The following is a 16561-nucleotide window of genomic DNA, read 5'->3' on the forward strand; positions in this document are numbered from 1 at the left end:
AACATTTGTCTGATATTCTTGAGCAAGGCTACTTCATCGCCAATGGTGAACGGGTGGAGCTGCCAGCATCGCTGGTCTTGCAGAAATATCACACCCCGACAGAGAATATCACGGCATTCAAACAAGCAGTCAACAACACACCGGTGTTACCCGGCAAAACCTGCGGGGTTATCAATACCCATAATTTCGACGCAATCTTCAGTGATCTGTCCGCACAGGGAAACACCCTGCAAAAGACCGATACCTTTCATAAGATGGCCAGCGAATTTGACCAGCTGCTGGTTAGCGGGGAACTGACCGATGAGCAATGGCTGATCCTGAAACAACGGACGGAATCACTGCCCGTTGCCCCCGGATTGGTGACAGGCACTCTGCCAGAGCCTTCCGGTGACAGTGTTGTCAGGCTGTATACCGACAATGGCAATAATGTTGCCCATATCCATGCCAATGTCGTTGAGCAATCCGACTGTTATCAACTGGCCACCGGGCAGCAATGGGAAGAGCTCTGGTTTACCAGCAAGCTGAAACTGTCAGGCAAGTTGAGTTTCCAGCTGAGAGAAACCCCCTTATTGATGCAGCTCCTGAATGGTAAACCGGTGGTGCTGACCGGGCTGGAACATACCCCGACCCTGGCAGGGCATCTGGAGTCACTACTGGCACCGGAGCCTTATCTCTGGATTTACGGCCAGAAAAAAGCTCTGCCCAACTGCCGACTCCATATAGTCTGGCCCGCTGACCGACTGCCTGCCCAGAGCCCGTGGTTCCACCGCTGGCAACAGCAGCAGGATACCCGGAGTGATCGGTCAGCAGGCAGTGTAGAGTCTGACAGTGTTGAACTCGGTAAAGCTGAGTCCATTTTGGCAGAATCCATTATGGCCGCCCCCGGTTTGATCAAACCCTTTTCGTCCCGCCATCCCGATGCAATTTGGCCATTAGGCGGTCTTTTGTCCCGCATTCGGACATTGCCCCAGAGCCCGGATAAAAGTTATCCGGTCATTCCGGTTCAGGCACCGGCTGAGTTTCTGACCCTGCTGGAGGCTCAGCTCCCCATTGAACAGCGGCTGGATCGCGCCGGAACTCTCGAGCCCTTCCACTGGCGTAAGGCCCTGAATAAGTTACTGGCCCATCCGGTGCGGGGTAATGTAACCATTTACAGTTTTGTCAAAGCTCAGATCAGTGCGATATTTCCGGATTCCATGGAAGAGGTTGATCGTGATGGCATTGCTGCCATCCTGAACACCCTGCCAGCCCTGAAGCACCCAAAGGATCTGGCAGATAATTTCTGGCCATTGGCCCGTTATATGGCACCGGCACTGGGCGAGCGTTTACCCGCTACTTTCGGTAAACCTTCCCCCCGCTGCACCGCGAAGATGGCCGCCATTATCCACTCAATATTCCCTCAACAGGGCATTAAGGCTGATCTTTTGCCGGTACTGGACGACAACATCCGGCCCTATTCCGGCCATCGGCTGCGTCTGCTGTACGATGCCCTGCGGGTCTGTGGCAGCCAGAGTATCCCGGTGCATCAGCAAGCCCGGGATTTGAACCAGCAACTGACCGCCATTACCCAATGCCATCCCTCCGAGCCACTGGAACAGCTGCAACAGCAGCTTCAGCACGCCTTCCCGGAACCGCTGCTGACAACCTCCCCGCAGACACTGGCCTCAGATTGGCTGAAGGCCAGCTGTCATCATCAGCAGCAACAGGGCAAGCGGCTTGAACAGCTCACCACCATGCTCAAACAGCATAAGATCATTGAACTCAATGGCCCGGCGGGTACCGGTAAATCCTGTCTGGCCGTCGCCACCGGGCAAGCGTTACAGGAACGGCGGCAGGCATCAATGAACCGGCTTGCCGCTGGACCACAGCCTGACCAGCAAACAGTGAAAACCCTGACCCTGGGACCGAACACCACCTGGGAAGACCTGTACGGTTCGGTCTCCCTGAAACGAGACCGGCAGGGCAATACGGTCTCTCATTCGGTACCCGGCCAGATAACGGATTGGGCCAGGAGAAGACGCCCGGGCCTGCTGGTTATTAATGAAGCCAACCTGGTGCAGCACGGACTGTTGTCACCACTGGCCGGTTTGCTGGAATCGTCTCCCCGGCTCTGCGTCAATGGCCAGACCTTCGAGCTAACAGATAACCACCGGGTTTTGTTGACCGGTAATCCGGAAAATTATCCGGGGCGGAATCTTGACCCTGAATTGCAACGCCGGATTCTGCGCCTGTATTACCGGCCACTGCCGGAGTCCGTTCTGCAACAAGCCATCATTGAGCCACTCCTGCCGGATACCTGGCCCATGGAGCTGAGGTCTACCACTTCGGCCACCATCCTCTCCCTGCTGGCAGAGTACAGAAAGCAGGTATCCACAGACTATGAGCTGACGCCAAGGGATCTGAAAGACATCATGGCCCGGTTCCAACTGATCACGGCGGATGCACCCTGTCCCACCAGCCAGGCCCAGGTGTTGGCACTGGCTGACGAAGCGTGCGGGCAAAGCCTGGGTGGGCGGATCGATCGGGACCAACGCCCCGAATGGCAAGCGCTCAGGGATTACTGGCACAGTTCCGGTAAGGTGGACCGTTCATTACTGGAGCAGCACCAGCGGGCCTTCACACAGTTTTTCGGACAGTTGGTACAGGTGAACAAAAAGCAATCGACACCGCTGGTCATCGATACTCCGGCTACCAGAGAGTACATAAAAACCTGTTGGCAATTTCTGCAACTCAGGGAACCGGGAAGAGTGGCCATGGTGGTGGAAGGTACTGCCGGGTGGGGTAAGGATGCTCTGTTACAACTGACCCTGACCACCTGGCAACAGCAAACCGGAAAAGGCTTTCAGCATCTCAATGGGACACCGGACCAGTTTAACCAGTTTGTGGAGGCCTTTAACCGTGCCTGGCGTCTGGGTGAGGTATTAGTGGTCAGTGAGCTCAATATCATTCCTTCCGGGCTATTGGAAGAGTTTCTCAATGACCGCCTGCCGCTGCCTCACAAGGATGGGTTCAAATTGATTGGTACCGTTAATCCGCCCACCTATCCCGGACGGACGGCATTCCCGCCGTCATTGACCAGTCGATTTACCGGCGTTCATATCCACCATGATACCCGGGATGACTACCGGCTCAGGCTGCAAGCCATGGGGGTATCTGAGGATCTGAGTCGGTGGCTGACCGATTGCGCCAGTGCCCTCAATGATCATTTCCGACAGCAACGCATTCCCCTTGAACTGACGCTGCCGCAACTGCTCCGGGCGGCTGATCGATTGGGCAAAATCGCCATGGACCAGTGGACTACACATCTATTACTGGAGTGGTGGCCCTATATGAAGGACTGTAAATACCGCTTTCATTGGCCTTATACTCCTGAAAAGGGGGCTTTCAGAGGTCCGGACACCCATTCACCGGAGATTTTCAGCCTGGGCTCGCCCCCTGGTGTGTCCAAAAACTTTCAGGTAACCCGGTTTTTTCCCGGTAAATGGGATCCCCGTCTGTATCGACTGGAGGTGTGCACAGCCGATGTGACCACTGATAAGCAGGCAGCTATTAGCCTGTTGCCAATACACCCCGTGGAGCAGAGCAATCATTTGCCCCTGTTAACCGGGCGAACCGATCTGAAAGCCGACGAAACCCCCGGGAGCATGACATTGGAACCGGGCCGCAATTGGCAACTATTGCCATCGCTGACCCCCAATGACCGGTTGACCGGTTTGAGATCCATTCCGAAACAGACGCAGCTGGCACGGGATACGCACAGCGACCAATACTTTCTTCGTTCCGGACTCACGGAACCGGTGACGGTGGATTTTATTATTAAGCCCGATCTGACTTATTTTCAGCCGTTAACGGCTGATGATCCCATTAACACACAGCCCCTGCGTTGCCCGCCCCTGATCAAAGTACATCTGGATCATGAGGTTTTCAGCAAATACCCAGCTCCGGGGTACCGGAAGTTGCGGGAAATAGGGCAGATAGAGAATCTGTCCGAACGGCTACTGGCCCTTATCGATTGGTTCAGGGCATTTTCTTTCGATCGTCCTTTTGACGAAACCGGCATCAGCCTGGTCAAGCAATTGTTGCAGGAAAAACAGGGAGCCTGCCGCCATCGTGGGTTTCTGTTTCAATTACTCTGTCTTTACTGGGGTATTGAAGCCCGAATAGTACATTCGGCCTCACATGCTTTCGTTGAGGTCAGATCCTGCAATGGGTGGCGACTTTGTGATTTAGGGGGCGCTGGCAGCTCCACTTGCAGTTATTCATCAGAGCCGGAATGGCACAATATTTTCAAATCAGCGCCAGTGGAACCCATCAATTCGACTTACGCTCAGGACGGAGCCGCTGATGGCTGGAGCGGAATAATGTCACTGGCCGTTTCTCTGCTCCAGCAACACAAGTGTACTCAATCTGAATTACCCCAAGAGGCGATAAAACATTTCCAGGACACCTTTCTGGAAACGTTCCGGAAAAATTTTCGCCCTATCCCCATCTGCAGGGATGTATCATCAAGGCGATCTAAGCCAGTATCGTCAGATGACGAATTGGATGACATTATCTATGCATTTGATATTGCCCGCTATTGGGTACCGGAACAGTATTTGTTGGCGGCCCGACATGCCATTGACCATTTTTCCACCCTGGCCCCCCCGGAAAAAAAAGCCATTATCGACTGGAGCCACTATATGCTCATCTGGTCAAACCACTATAAGTCTCCCCTGAATCATCCTTTCTGTCAGTGGTCGGAGTTTGCCTGGCAACTGTATTTGCAAAGCCCGAATGACTTTCCCGTCCTGCCTGTTCAAAGCCTGCAGGCCATTATCCGGTTCAATTTTGATCATAATGGCATGGCTCAACGAATAAGCCAGCGCCTGTTCCAGGTTGAGTCCATCGATAAAGTCTATCTGGAAAATGTCCGCGACAGTCCGGAGGTCGGCAATTTTCCCCTGCTGTGCTCCGGGAAACAATTGCCACAGGTGGCGGCTACCGAAGTTTATTGGAGTCATGCCTCCCGGGGCAAACCGGATATTGCCCGACTGATCCGTGGTCAGCCCTGTTTCCCGGAAAAATCAACCTATTACCAGGAAACCAATACCCTGATAGTGGCCGCCCAGTTTTTGATCGAGAGGGCGTGGGACACTCTCCGGCAAAGCACCAATAAACTGACCGGCGCAGCCTTTATTGAGGAACTCCCTGAGCCCCAGATCATGACTTCCCTGAATGATCACATCGATGACGAAGAAAATAACCGGCAGTTAATTCGTCTGATCGGCGATAAACGCTCTGCTGACATATATACCCCGGTGATATGTGAAGACCTGAAAAGATTCCGGGTCTTGATCGTTGGCAATTTCCGCGACCGGTTAACCATCTTTGAAAGTTCGGCAGGGCAAAATTTCAACCTGATCGGCAGTGGGATTTTTACTCCGGGTATTTCCCTGGATTGTGAGGATTCGCTGGGAACCATAAAACGCTTGATCAATGAACATGATGCAACCATTTTAAGCAGGTATTAATGGCAGACTATTCTCGGACAGCCTCCTCGATCTTGCATTTTTTGCTTGATGGTCCCCCTGATTCTATCGATCCGAGCCTTTTACGCTTTTGTGTTGAAGTACTGCCAGCTTGATTAAGAACGTCAACAAACGCCTGCCTTTGTTCACCCACCAGGCTTAACAGAATTTTTAACCTGAACTGTCCTATTGTGCTTGTATCCGCCCCTCTGGCGATGAGATTTTCAACGGCTTCCAGGTCTTTTGCCAAAAGTGCGAAATAAAGAAGCGTTGCTCTTCGAGGCTGGGAAACTAGCTGATTAACATCGGTAAAAGCATTCAAGGCTTTAGGTAGTAATTCCTTAAGCAACTCGATATGGAGAGGGTTGTCATGATCAAAAATTGCATCAAAAACAGTGAGCCCGACTCTAGTACAAAGCTCAATTCTGGCTCCTGCTGCAAGGAGTATCCTGGCCACTTCAGGTGCATTTTTCTTTAAAGGTTCGTGCGGGTAAAAAAAAGGGCGTGTCGCATAAAAAAGAGGAGTGCCATGATCTTGATCAAGCGCATTCACATCGTCGTGTTTGACTATCAGTTTTTTCAGTGCCCGCTCATGCCCGGATTCTGCGGCAAAGTGAATGACTTTACGCCCGTTATTATTTGCCAGATCGAAGGAAGCACCATTGTCAATCAAGAGGTCAAATAGTACGGGAATTTCAGGTTTTCCTGCAGCCAGATGGAGAGCCGTGCAACCAGTTTCATCCCGGATATTCATATCTGCCTTGTGATCCAGAAGTAGCTGCATTGCCTGCAAATGACTGTTTTCTACCGCATGGTGCAGAGCTGTCATGCCTGATTTATCTTGCTTATTAATATCAGCACCACCACTCAATAATGATAGGAGCAACTCCAAATTACCGTTATTCGTGGCAATGTGAACGGCTGCCTGGGCCTTCCATGAATGAGGAGCGTCCGGGTCTGCGCCATCAGCAATCAGTTTGAGGGCTTCTTCTGCCTCACCGGCCTTAACTGCATGGGCAACGGGTGAGAAAGCGATTTCACAACCAGCAAATGAGCCGCAGGCAGGACATTTGTTATAAAGTAAAGGATTGACTGTGCGGCATTCCCGCAGACACTTGTCATGGAAGAAATGCATGCCAGGAGCGTGTTGACGATTATGATAAGGATCAAGCACGTGTAACACTTTAACAGAATGCAGACCAAAAAAACCTTCACCACATATGCAGCCGGAAGCAATATTTTCCTGGGTGCCACCACTGGAAATATCTTCTTCCGAGATGATCCAGGGTCGCTCGGAAATCAATTTCTGTAGTTGAGACAGGTTAAAATGGTGAGAGGGTAGATCCATTGTAATTTCCTTTTTCAAGCTTGGAAAAACAATACTTATCTTTCATCAGCAGGCACCCCTGCAAAAGGCTGGACGTTAAAAAAGCCGCTGTCGATCGGATCAATATTATTTTTAAAAGTTCCCTGTGCAGGAGTAATCGCTGAAAATTTACATTAAGTGCATTAACAGCCATGCTGGCTTCTTTATACAAAGCTTGGTAGCCATTCAGCGGTTTCAGTGAAAATCTCTGAACTTTTTGTAAACACTAATGTCCTAAATAAGAAGAAAACGAGATCTTTCTCCATAAAACAGTCTTTTCGTGAGGTCTCAATAATGGGTCAGGTCACAACCTGAAAAGGAACAATCGTTTCAAATAAAACTCCTTTTCCCCTGAAATTTAACGAGTTTAAACTTGAGCGAAAAGGGGTTGCTCATTTTTTTGATGGTCAGAACATAAAAGCGATGTTCAGCCCCTCGGGACGCCATGTCCTGTTCCAGGACTTCCATGAAGTCCGCGGCTGGAGTTGTGATGACGAGGATGACAGGCGGGAGGAAGTTGTACTAAGGGTCCAACCAGATAAAATCGCCATCTTCAGCACTTCCGGGCACTATGCGATGGCAGCAGTAGAAGGGTTGTGCAAAGTCTGGAGCTTTGACGGCGGGACTAACTGGCTGGAACAGTTAGTGACACACAATATCGGCAGGATTAAGAATGTTCAATTGAGGCGTTGTGGACAATGCTGTCTGTGACCCATTGACCGATGAACCTGTCCACAGCCACGCAATGCTCCAGATATTGGCTGGCGACGAGGAACAGGACGGAGACTTTAAAATCTTCGGCTACGACCGTTATGGCAATTGGTGCCAAAAGGCAAAAGGAAACCACGGTGTCACCGTCTCTTCAGGCAGTTTCAGCCCCTCGGGACGAATGCTGTCGACCTGTAGTGACGACAGCGCCAGCATCTGGCAGATCAACCCTCAGAGTGACAGATCAGAGAACAAATACCCATAACAGGATAAGCAACTGAGATTGAGAGCTGGTGTGAAAAGCTCCGAGAAGAATAAAAATGAATCTATGTTTTGATAGCGAACAAATAGCAGCAAGATTGGTGACTGACAACAGTGACGTTAAACAAAGTCCGGATCCGGTTAACTCCGGAACTTCCGGTAATTCATTGCATTTTTACGGGATTCCTTTGAGAAAATCCGGGGACATTACTACTCACCTCAGCTGCGATGAGATTTCGGAATTGAAAAGAGAGTTTGAACAGCTCAAGTTGGCAGCAGTTACCTCCCGCGACATTAAGAAAAATTGGCCATATCAACACATATATGTCAGCACTGTTGACAAACATGCACCCGGGAAAATGGCAAACACAACGGCTCAAAACAGCAACGATATACCTCCGGATTCTCAGATCGAGCAATTCATCCCCTCTGAGATAACATTTACCGGGGACATAAATAAGATGATTGAGTGGGACACATATCAACTTGAGCTACAAGCGGTGGTTCATCTTGATGGGAAGATTAAAGAAGCCAGGTTAAGTCCCTCGGAACGCCATGCCATGATATGGGGGGAAAATGAAGTCCACTGTTGGAGTCGTTATAACCTGGGGAACTGGCAGGAGGAAGGCGCACTCAGGGGTAGAACTGTTGAAAAAGCCACCTTCAGCCCTTCCGGGCGCTATGCCCTGGCTGCGGCAGAGGGACTCTGCAAAATCTGGTGCTTTGGGGAAGGGGCCAACTGGTTTGAACAGATACCGATACACTACCGAAGCTCTCTGGCCAACATTTGTTTTTCACCCACAGAGCGGGCATTGGTGATCACCAGTCGTTCCGATAACCACCATACAGATACATTCGCACTTTACGTTTGTAACGATAATGGCCGCTGGGTCTCCAAATGTTTGAGTGATGGGAATCAGGGCGTGTCTTTCAAATTCAGCCCCTGCGGCAATAACATCCTGGTCACTTCCAAAGGCGGTGCCGAACTTCTGAACATTTGCGTTGATGGCCGTGTCATAAGTCAATATTCATTTAACAGCCAGAGCAAAAACGTCCGGGCTGCCTTCAGTGAGGCTGGACATCATGCAGTTATTTTCACAAAAAGCGTTTATCCACATGAAGAGAACCAACTAAGAATCATTGGTCGTGTTGGTGACAAATGGCAAGAGATGGGCTCCTTTAATTACGTTGGCCTCATTTGGGATGCCGAACTCAGCGAGTCAGCACGGCATCTGATGATTCACACTCATGATGAAAAAATCAGAATCTGGAGTGTAAACGACGAAGGGCGCTATGTTGAAAAGAAGGTAGTTCCTGACAAACCGTCAGGAGTAGCCTGGAAATTCAGTAAATTAGAAGATGTAATTCTCATGCATTATTCCGAAAAAGACCGTATTCAAATCCTGAACTATGACCGTCGGGGGGAATGGAGAGAACAGGAAGGGTCTTTCGAAGATCTTTGCGGAGCCTGCTTCAGCGCAATCCCGGAATCCAACTGTATTATGATCTACTCCATAGATACTGTTCGTGTCCTGCATGATATCAATAAAGACACCACGCAGGTTAAAGATATCGAGCCAAAAGAGAGTATTACAAAAGCCTACATCAGCCCATCAGGGCGCTATGTTCTGACCGAACATTCTGAAGAAGATGGGCTTTTGGCCAGGGTCTGGGGATTTGACAGTGAGGGTAATTCAATTGCCAAAGCTGCGATCTACCGTCCTGCATCTGACAGCGGATATTTCTTCGATTTAGATGAAGCCGTATTCAGTGCCTCGGAGCAGATGCTCAGGCTATACTGTCGTGGTCGTCAAAACTTGATCATTTTATGGGGTTGTGACGATAACGGTTTATGGACCGAGCGCGGTGTTGTTGACAATGTCGGCAAAGAGCCTGTCCACAGCCATGCAATGCTCCAGATAATGGCTGTTGACCAGGACAAAAAGAGTGAATTTAAAATCTACGGTTACGACAGGAACGGCTATTGGCACCAAAAGGCAGATGGGTGCCATGGTACAGGCAGTGTCCAGACAGGCTGTTTAAGCCCCTCCGGGAGGCTGTTGTTGACGTGTGGTGACGATAATAATGTCAACATCTGGAACATCGACGCCCCAGAGAAAGAAGTATAAGCAATTAGCGCCAAAGTGCTGCGCTGGCTTTTTTGCACGCAGCTCTCTGTTTTTTTATGCCTGAAAAACATCATCGGTATTGCAGCATACACCACGGCTTAATCAGGAATCTGCAGCACCTGCCCCACACGAATAGTATTGGCACTGGATAGCCGGTTGGCACGCTTCAGGTCATTCATACTGATTTCAAACCGATTGGCAATCTCTGACAGCGTATCCCCGGGTTTAATCACATACCGTGATGGCCGGGTGTTAAGGGTACCCTCCTGTTTCCACTTGGCAACCAGTGTGTCCGGTGGCGGCTTTTTGTAGAACCAGCTTTTCGTACCATTGAAAATAGCTTTCGCCATCGCCTTCTGGTGACTGCGGCTCTTTAGTTTTCTGGCCTCTTCAGGATTGGTGATAAACCCGGTCTCTATCAGGATGGATGGAATATCCGGAGACTTCAGCACCACAAAGCCGGCCTGTTCCACCTGTTTTTTATGCAGCTGGTTAATCCCACCCATATTGGCCAGAACTTTATTGCCCACTTCCAGGCTGGACGACAGTGTTGAGGTCATGGACAGGTCCAGCAGAACGCCGGCCAGAACATCATCCTTATCCCCCAGGGATATACCGCCTTCTCCCCCAATCTGGTCTGACGCGTTCTCTTTCTGGGCCAGCCAGCGAGCCGTTTCTGATGTGGCACCACGGCGTGAAAGGGCATAAACCGACGCCCCTTTGGCACGACGATCCTTAAAGCCATCCGCATGGATGGAGATAAACAGATCGGCTTTATTGTCCCGGGCAATCTGGGTACGACGCCGGAGGTCTATATAATAATCACCCGTACGAACCAGCACTGGCCGAAAGCCCTTTTCTTTACCCAGCAGGGTGGCCAGCTCTTTGGCTATTGCCAGGGTTACCTGTTTCTCATAACCACCGCCGTAGGCAATGGCCCCGGGGTCTTCACCACCGTGGCCAGCATCTATCGCCACGACAATATCCCGATGACCAGTGGGCTTTTGCCTGACCACTGGCTGTGGTTTTCTGCTCTTATCATCAAACAGATCAACCACCAGGCGGTGGCCATAAGTCGCATTGGGTTTCAGCAGAAAACTTTCGCTGGACACCTTTTCACTGAGATCCAGAACGATACGCAGGTCATTTTTATTACGGGCACCATGGCGGATCTTTTGAATCGGTGTATTTTTCAGTTGCAGGCCACTGAATGAGCCACTGAGCCGGGCACCATCAACATCAATAACCAGCCGGTCAGGGTTACTCAGGTGGAATTTATTGTGTTCAACCGCATCGGAAACATCAAACACCAGTCGTGTTTTATCCGGCGACCGCCAGAGCCTGACATTTTTAATCAGCTTATAGACCGCTTCAGCTACCTGAACCTTCAGGGCTGCAAGCCCCACGGCCAGAATACCCAGCTGCCTGACAAAACGACGCCTGCCACCGGAAAACACCGGTTCAACCTCAGTGCCAGAGGCGGCTCTTTTTCGGGTAGGTGTTGCTGCGCGTTGTTTTATCGAAAGCCTGGCCAGAACCCGGCGAACAATCCCTGTTCTCTGACTCATCCGCCCCCCTGAAGTGCTCTTATGGTTTCCAGCGCACGCTTCCCTTTATCAGTCACTGCAACAATCGTCGCTTTCCTGCCGGGCAACTCACTCTTGTCAAAAGAGTGGTAGGCAAAGGTAATATCCAGATCAGCTTCTGGCAGCTCCCCCTGTCCGCGGGTTGGCCACTCAACCAGACATAGCGCCGCTTCGCTGAAATAATCCCGACCACCAATAAATTCCAACTCCTCAGGGTCGGCAAGGCGATAAAGATCAAAGTGGTAAACTTTATGGTTATTGACCTCGTAAGGCTCCACCAGTGTATAGGTCGGGCTTTTTACCGCACCCTGATGGCCAAGATGCCGAAGGACACCCCGGCAGAACGTGGTTTTACCCGCACCAAGATCACCATGCAGAAAAACAATGCCCCGGTCACCCAGGGCTTCTGCCAGATGCCCCCCCAGCGCCACCATGGCGTCTTCATTTTCTATCAGCAGTTCATATCTGCCTTGCATAAGCTTTTCCACACGGCCAGTTACCAATGTCTGGCTTATCAATAATAAAATTCAATCGTTGTCGAATAACCGGAATCAACTCCGTTGCCCTTAAGCCGGTTTCACCCTGACCGGCAACCACCTCATCTGCGGCAGATGCATGCAGCCAGGCCGCCATCTGGGCCGCCCTGAAAGGTGTCAGCCCCTGGGCCAGCAGTGCGCCAATAACGCCACTGAGCACATCCCCCATACCGGCCACTGCCATGCCCGGGTTGCCATCAGAGCACAGCGCGGTATTCTGGCCATCAAACATCAGTGTTCCCGCCCCTTTCAGTAGCAGGGCAATCTCTGGCTGCCTTTGCGCTGCACCCTCGCCAATAAGAGCCGTTAATTGTCGATGACTGTCTACCAGTGCTGCAAATCGATTGTTCTGAATCGTTGGAATATCCAGACCCGTTAAGCGAGCCAGCTCACCAGGATGAGGGGTGAAAATAATCGGGGACTTTCGTCCATTTAGCAATTGTGGATGATCCGATAACAGGTTCAGGGCATCAGCATCCAGCACCATCGGGCACTCTGCCGCCAGGGCATCCTTCAGCAGCTGCAGCCCCCAGTCATCACGGCCCAAACCAGGGCCAATAACCATGACACTCTTTCCTTCAGCCAGGGAACCAAGGCCGGATCGGCGATTTACCGATACCCCCATCACCTCAGGGCAGCGAACAGCCAGCGCCGCAAGGTGTCGCCTGCGGGTAACCACAGTCACACGGCCAGCACCGCAATGGAGGGCAGACTCAGCGGCCATCATGATCGCCCCCGGCATACCGTGGTTACCACCGATAAGCAGCACATGCCCAAAATCACCTTTATGGGCGGCACGGCTTCTCGGTGACAGCCAGGCGCGAAACTGTTCCGGAGAAATTCGTCGACAGTTAGCAGGAACGGTTTGATAGACCGGTTCAGGCACGCCCAGGTCATTAAAGACCAGCTCGCCACAGTATTCTGGTCCCAACCCTGTCATCAGCCCCTGCTTCAGGCCAATAAAAGAGACGGTAACTTTGGCCTTAACCGCCACTCCCAGTGGAATTCCAGTATCAGCACAAAGGCCGGACGGGATATCCACAGCACACACCGGGCTTTCAAGATGATTCAGGCGTTTGATGGCATCCTGATAGTCGCCCCGCACCTCGCCGGAAAGCCCGGTACCGAGCATGGCATCCACAACCACATCCGCACACAGGGACTGGGTTCTGTCGTAAGGTCGAATCACCACGCCCGCATCAACGCAGGCCTGCCAGGCAGTGAGGGCATCGCCTTTAAGCTCCGCTGGATTTTTCACCGCCAGTACCGAAACCCTCAGTCCCTGCTCTTTGGCCAGTTTGGCGATCATATAGCCATCGCCACCGTTGTTGCCTGCCCCACACAACACCAGCAGGGTTCCGGCTTCTGGCCAGTAGTGGATAATCGTGGACAACACGGTGCTGGCCGCCCTGGTCATCAGCTCAAAACCCGGGATGCCGTGCTGGTGGATGGCCACATGATCCAGTTGTCGAACCTGATCGGCGGTATAGAGAGACTCTGGTAAGCTCTTATTCATAAGCGTGCCCGCGATGATACAATAGAGACAGTATTCAAACGATACCTGACAATCTATACCAAACAATCCATAAAACGAGTTAATCCAATTCAGTGCCTGAACCGTTATCTTCACCACCCACTTTAACCACATTGACGGACTCATCGCCAGCACCGGCTATGGAAAAACTCGCTGGGAAAATTCGCACCTGGGCCAGAGAGCTTGGCTTTCAGGAGATCGGCATTACCGAGGCCAAAATACCTGAAGATGATATTAAGCATCTGGCAGCCTGGCTGGCGAAAGGGTATCACGGCGATATGGCCTATATGGCCCAACACCTGGAGCTGCGGGCACACCCGGAGCAACTCCATCCTGGCGCATTAAGGGTGATTTCTGCCCGTATGGATTACCTGCCAGCGGATACTGAAACCGTCAAACTGCTCAACGAACCGGAAAAAGCCTATGTCTCCCGCTATGCCCTGGGCCGGGACTACCATAAGTTGATCCGCAAACGGCTCACCCAGCTGGGCAGGCAGATTGAAGCTGCCGTTGGAGATCATGGCTATCGTGCCTTTGTGGACAGTGCGCCAGTGATGGAGCGCCCATTGGCACAACAGGCCGGACTGGGCTGGATGGGCAAACACTCACTGATACTGAACCGTCAGGCTGGCTCCTTTTTCTTTCTTGGTGAACTGTTCACCAACCTCCCGCTGCCTGTGGATAAGCCTTACGAAAATAATCACTGCGGACGCTGTACCTCCTGTATGGACAAGTGCCCAACCCGGGCCATTGTGGCTCCCTACAAGGTGGATGCCCGCCGCTGTATCTCCTACCTGACCATCGAAAACAAGGGCCCCATTCCTGAAGAACTGCGACCCCTGATGGGCAATCGTATCTATGGCTGTGATGACTGCCAGCTGGCCTGCCCCTGGAACCGTTTTGCCAAACCAACCCGGGAGCCGGACTTTCAACCTCGTCACCACCTGGATGCCAGTGATCTGGTGGCGCTTTTCCACTGGAGTGAAGAACAGTTTCTGGAGCGAACCGCTGGCTCACCTATCCGCAGGGCAGGTTATGAAAGCTGGCTGCGTAATATCGCCGTGGCACTGGGCAATGCCCCGGGCAGTGACAGCATCATTGCTGCCCTGAAAAGTCGTCTGGATTATCCATCAGAGCTGGTTCAGGAGCATGTCCTCTGGGCTCTCAACCAACACGGTGCTGAGCCCTGATGCAGGTTGTCCACAGGTGAATCAAGACTGCCATTTACCGTTACTGAATCTAACGGGGTTGTTAGTGATCTGTCCCACCAATCGACTAACCTTGGGACAGTAATTATGGCGACTTTATTTGTGAATTGAATCAGGAAAAAAGTCCCTTAGAACAATAACTAACAAGGCAGATGATATCCATGAGATCGACTAAACCTATTTTTTTTACGCTACTGTTATCTCTGATGACCAGTAACCTGACCATGGCAGCTGACAATGACACAGTCTGGATATTTGGCTACGGCAGCCTGATGTCTACGCTTGCCCGCACCGCTACCGCTGCAGACGCCGAAGGTGCCGAGTACCTGCCGGTGAAAGTTCATGACATGGCCAGAAAGTGGAATCTCTGGATAGCAAAAGCTTCACAGAGAGCACTGAATATTGAAGTGTCCCCCGGAGATTCCGTTAATGGCTTACTCTTTGGTGTGAAAACCAAAGACCTGCCAGCGTTTGACCTGCGGGAAGGGGCGTACAATCGAGTGAAAATAGCCAAAGACAAAGTGTCATTTTATCGGGAGGATCACAGGAATAAGGTTTTCGGAACCGATAATGACGCGGAGATTTATGCCTACCTTCCCAAATCCGAGTTTTACGTTGGCCCGGAAGATACTGAAAAGAAAATCGCCATGTCCTACCTGAATATTGTCCGTTCCGGCTGTGTTGAAGTGGACCAGACCAATAATCTCAATGGCCAGTTCATTATGGACTGCCACCAAACGCTGGGCCTTGAAGAGTATGACGCTTTTCAGGATGAAGACCAGCCCACCTACATAAGACACCCGAAAAAATTGCTGAACAAAGCAGAGCAAAGAGTGGATTTTCTGAAGGGGTATCTGGAAAAGGACTGGCCCAATTATCTTGAAATCGTCAGGAAATATTGGGGGTTCTGATAACTGAGGGTCGCCGCCCGTTACCCGCCTCCCGCAAAAGCACAAGCGGTTCCGGCTTTTGCGGGTAGCGTCTGTAGAAATATTGAAGTTATTACAGGACCATTCCTACACAGGCAACCGAAATCTCGGCAGAGACAATCCCTTATACACCGCCATCAACCTGAGCAGAAGAACCACTACAGCCGCAATAATTGACGTGTGGTTTATGTTTTGGAGCAATGGCTCCAGTAATATAAACACCGCGCCTCCTGCCATGGCAGCGGATGCATAGATCTCCTGTCTCAATACCATGGGAATCTCGCCGGCCAGCATATCCCGGATGGCACCACCACCACAGCCAGTCAATACACCCATCATCACAGCGACCATTGGTTCCACACCAAATGACAACGACTTGGTCACGCCGATGACTACAAAGACCGCCAGCCCCAGGGCATCAGAGACCTGAAGAATCCACTTGCTGCGCTCATGCCACTGGCGAACCAAGATGGCAAACAGCGTCGTCGCCAGAATAACCAGCATGTAGAGCGTATCTTGTATCCAGAATACGGGCGTAGCGGAGAGCAAAACGTCTCGAATAGTTCCGCCACCAACGGCAGTCACAAAGGCGAGTACCATTGCGCCAAACAGGTCCATGTCTTTACGGCAGGCCAGCCAGACACCACTGATGGCAAACACCGCAGTACCAAAAAGGTCGAGAATATAGAGCAGCATCAACGAATCTACGGAGAAAATGTCATTGGATTATAGATTATAAATTCGTCTTCCACGGCCAGATATAGTCATATACCGGCATTCTTTCCGAATACCGT

The 16561-nt window shown here is 51.3% G+C and carries 11 protein-coding genes; 6 read left to right on the forward strand and 5 right to left on the reverse strand.

The features are described from left to right. On the forward strand, window positions 1–5513 hold a 5513-nt coding region (locus J7439_RS21890; RefSeq protein ID WP_209204122.1), incomplete at its 5' end, for an AAA family ATPase. 7 nt (window positions 5514–5520) lie between these two features. On the opposite strand, the gene J7439_RS21895 is transcribed toward J7439_RS21890, so the two are convergent. Further along, the gene (locus tag J7439_RS21895) at window positions 5521–6858 is read right to left on the reverse strand and encodes an ankyrin repeat domain-containing protein (RefSeq protein ID WP_209204123.1); all 1338 of its coding nucleotides are present in this window, start codon (window positions 6856–6858) and stop codon (window positions 5521–5523) included. A 441-nt stretch (window positions 6859–7299) separates the two neighbouring features. Between J7439_RS21895 and J7439_RS21900 the strand changes: the two genes are divergently transcribed. The 3 genes from J7439_RS21900 to J7439_RS21910 are packed head-to-tail and all read left to right on the forward strand — an operon-like array spanning window position 7300 to window position 9974. After that, window positions 7300–7587: a hypothetical protein gene (locus tag J7439_RS21900; RefSeq protein WP_209204124.1), complete on the forward strand. Its 288-nt coding sequence runs from the start codon at window positions 7300–7302 to the stop codon at window positions 7585–7587. After that, on the forward strand, window positions 7568–7849 hold the full coding sequence (locus tag J7439_RS21905) for a hypothetical protein (protein ID WP_209204125.1): 282 nt from the start codon (window positions 7568–7570) through the stop codon (window positions 7847–7849). The genes J7439_RS21900 and J7439_RS21905 overlap by 20 nt, the downstream gene beginning before the upstream one ends. Window positions 7850–7904: 55 nt before the next feature. Beyond that, entirely contained in the window at window positions 7905–9974 is a 2070-nt protein-coding gene (locus J7439_RS21910; RefSeq protein ID WP_209204126.1) for a WD40 repeat domain-containing protein, read from the forward strand. 98 nt (window positions 9975–10072) lie between these two features. Here the strand turns inward: J7439_RS21910 and J7439_RS21915 are convergent, their stop codons facing one another. Genes J7439_RS21915 through J7439_RS21925 form a run of 3 tightly spaced genes read right to left on the reverse strand, consistent with a single transcriptional unit; the run spans window position 10073 to window position 13612 of the window. Further along, the gene (locus J7439_RS21915) at window positions 10073–11542 is read right to left on the reverse strand and encodes an N-acetylmuramoyl-L-alanine amidase (RefSeq protein ID WP_209204127.1); all 1470 of its coding nucleotides are present in this window, start codon (window positions 11540–11542) and stop codon (window positions 10073–10075) included. Then, window positions 11539–12036 (reverse strand): tRNA (adenosine(37)-N6)-threonylcarbamoyltransferase complex ATPase subunit type 1 TsaE, encoded by a 498-nt coding sequence (gene tsaE / locus J7439_RS21920; protein WP_209204133.1) that lies wholly within the window; start codon window positions 12034–12036, stop codon window positions 11539–11541. The genes J7439_RS21915 and tsaE overlap by 4 nt, the downstream gene beginning before the upstream one ends. Next, window positions 12020–13612, reverse strand: a complete 1593-nt coding sequence (locus J7439_RS21925; RefSeq protein WP_209204135.1) for an NAD(P)H-hydrate dehydratase — start codon at window positions 13610–13612, stop codon at window positions 12020–12022. Before J7439_RS21925 ends, tsaE begins: the two co-directional genes overlap by 17 nt. A 158-nt stretch (window positions 13613–13770) precedes the next feature. Here J7439_RS21925 and queG point away from each other — a divergent pair, with 158 nt between their 5' ends. Both queG and J7439_RS21935 read left to right on the forward strand, forming a co-directional pair. Continuing rightward, window positions 13771–14820, forward strand: coding sequence for a tRNA epoxyqueuosine(34) reductase QueG (gene queG / locus J7439_RS21930; RefSeq protein WP_209204137.1), 1050 nt, complete (start codon window positions 13771–13773; stop codon window positions 14818–14820). 179 nt (window positions 14821–14999) lie between these two features. Further along, a complete protein-coding gene (locus J7439_RS21935; RefSeq protein WP_209204144.1) occupies window positions 15000–15749 on the forward strand; it encodes a gamma-glutamylcyclotransferase family protein in 750 nt (249 codons plus the stop codon). 105 nt (window positions 15750–15854) lie between these two features. On the opposite strand, the gene J7439_RS21940 is transcribed toward J7439_RS21935, so the two are convergent. Continuing rightward, entirely contained in the window at window positions 15855–16463 is a 609-nt protein-coding gene (locus tag J7439_RS21940) for a trimeric intracellular cation channel family protein (RefSeq protein ID WP_209204146.1), read from the reverse strand. Between the last annotated feature and the right edge of the window lie 98 nt (window positions 16464–16561).

It is taken from the genome of Salinisphaera sp. G21_0, from assembly GCF_017744115.1.
In the GTDB taxonomy this organism is placed as follows: domain Bacteria; phylum Pseudomonadota; class Gammaproteobacteria; order Pseudomonadales; family Endozoicomonadaceae; genus Endozoicomonas.

What these genes read in the sequence shown, in the direction of transcription:
- queG (WP_209204137.1), top strand. Translation starts at nt 13,771, where the DNA reads ATGGAAAAACTCGCTGGGAAAATTCGCACCTGGGCCAGAGAGCTTGGC.
- J7439_RS21935 (WP_209204144.1), top strand. Translation starts at nt 15,000, where the DNA reads ATGAGATCGACTAAACCTATTTTTTTTACGCTACTGTTATCTCTGATG.
- tsaE (WP_209204133.1), bottom strand. Translation starts at nt 12,036, where the DNA reads ATGCAAGGCAGATATGAACTGCTGATAGAAAATGAAGACGCCATGGTG.
- J7439_RS21940 (WP_209204146.1), bottom strand. Translation starts at nt 16,463, where the DNA reads ATGCTGCTCTATATTCTCGACCTTTTTGGTACTGCGGTGTTTGCCATC.
- J7439_RS21915 (WP_209204127.1), bottom strand. Translation starts at nt 11,542, where the DNA reads ATGAGTCAGAGAACAGGGATTGTTCGCCGGGTTCTGGCCAGGCTTTCG.
- J7439_RS21925 (WP_209204135.1), bottom strand. Translation starts at nt 13,612, where the DNA reads ATGAATAAGAGCTTACCAGAGTCTCTCTATACCGCCGATCAGGTTCGA.
- J7439_RS21900 (WP_209204124.1), top strand. Translation starts at nt 7,300, where the DNA reads ATGTTCAGCCCCTCGGGACGCCATGTCCTGTTCCAGGACTTCCATGAA.
- J7439_RS21910 (WP_209204126.1), top strand. Translation starts at nt 7,905, where the DNA reads ATGAATCTATGTTTTGATAGCGAACAAATAGCAGCAAGATTGGTGACT.
- J7439_RS21895 (WP_209204123.1), bottom strand. Translation starts at nt 6,858, where the DNA reads ATGGATCTACCCTCTCACCATTTTAACCTGTCTCAACTACAGAAATTG.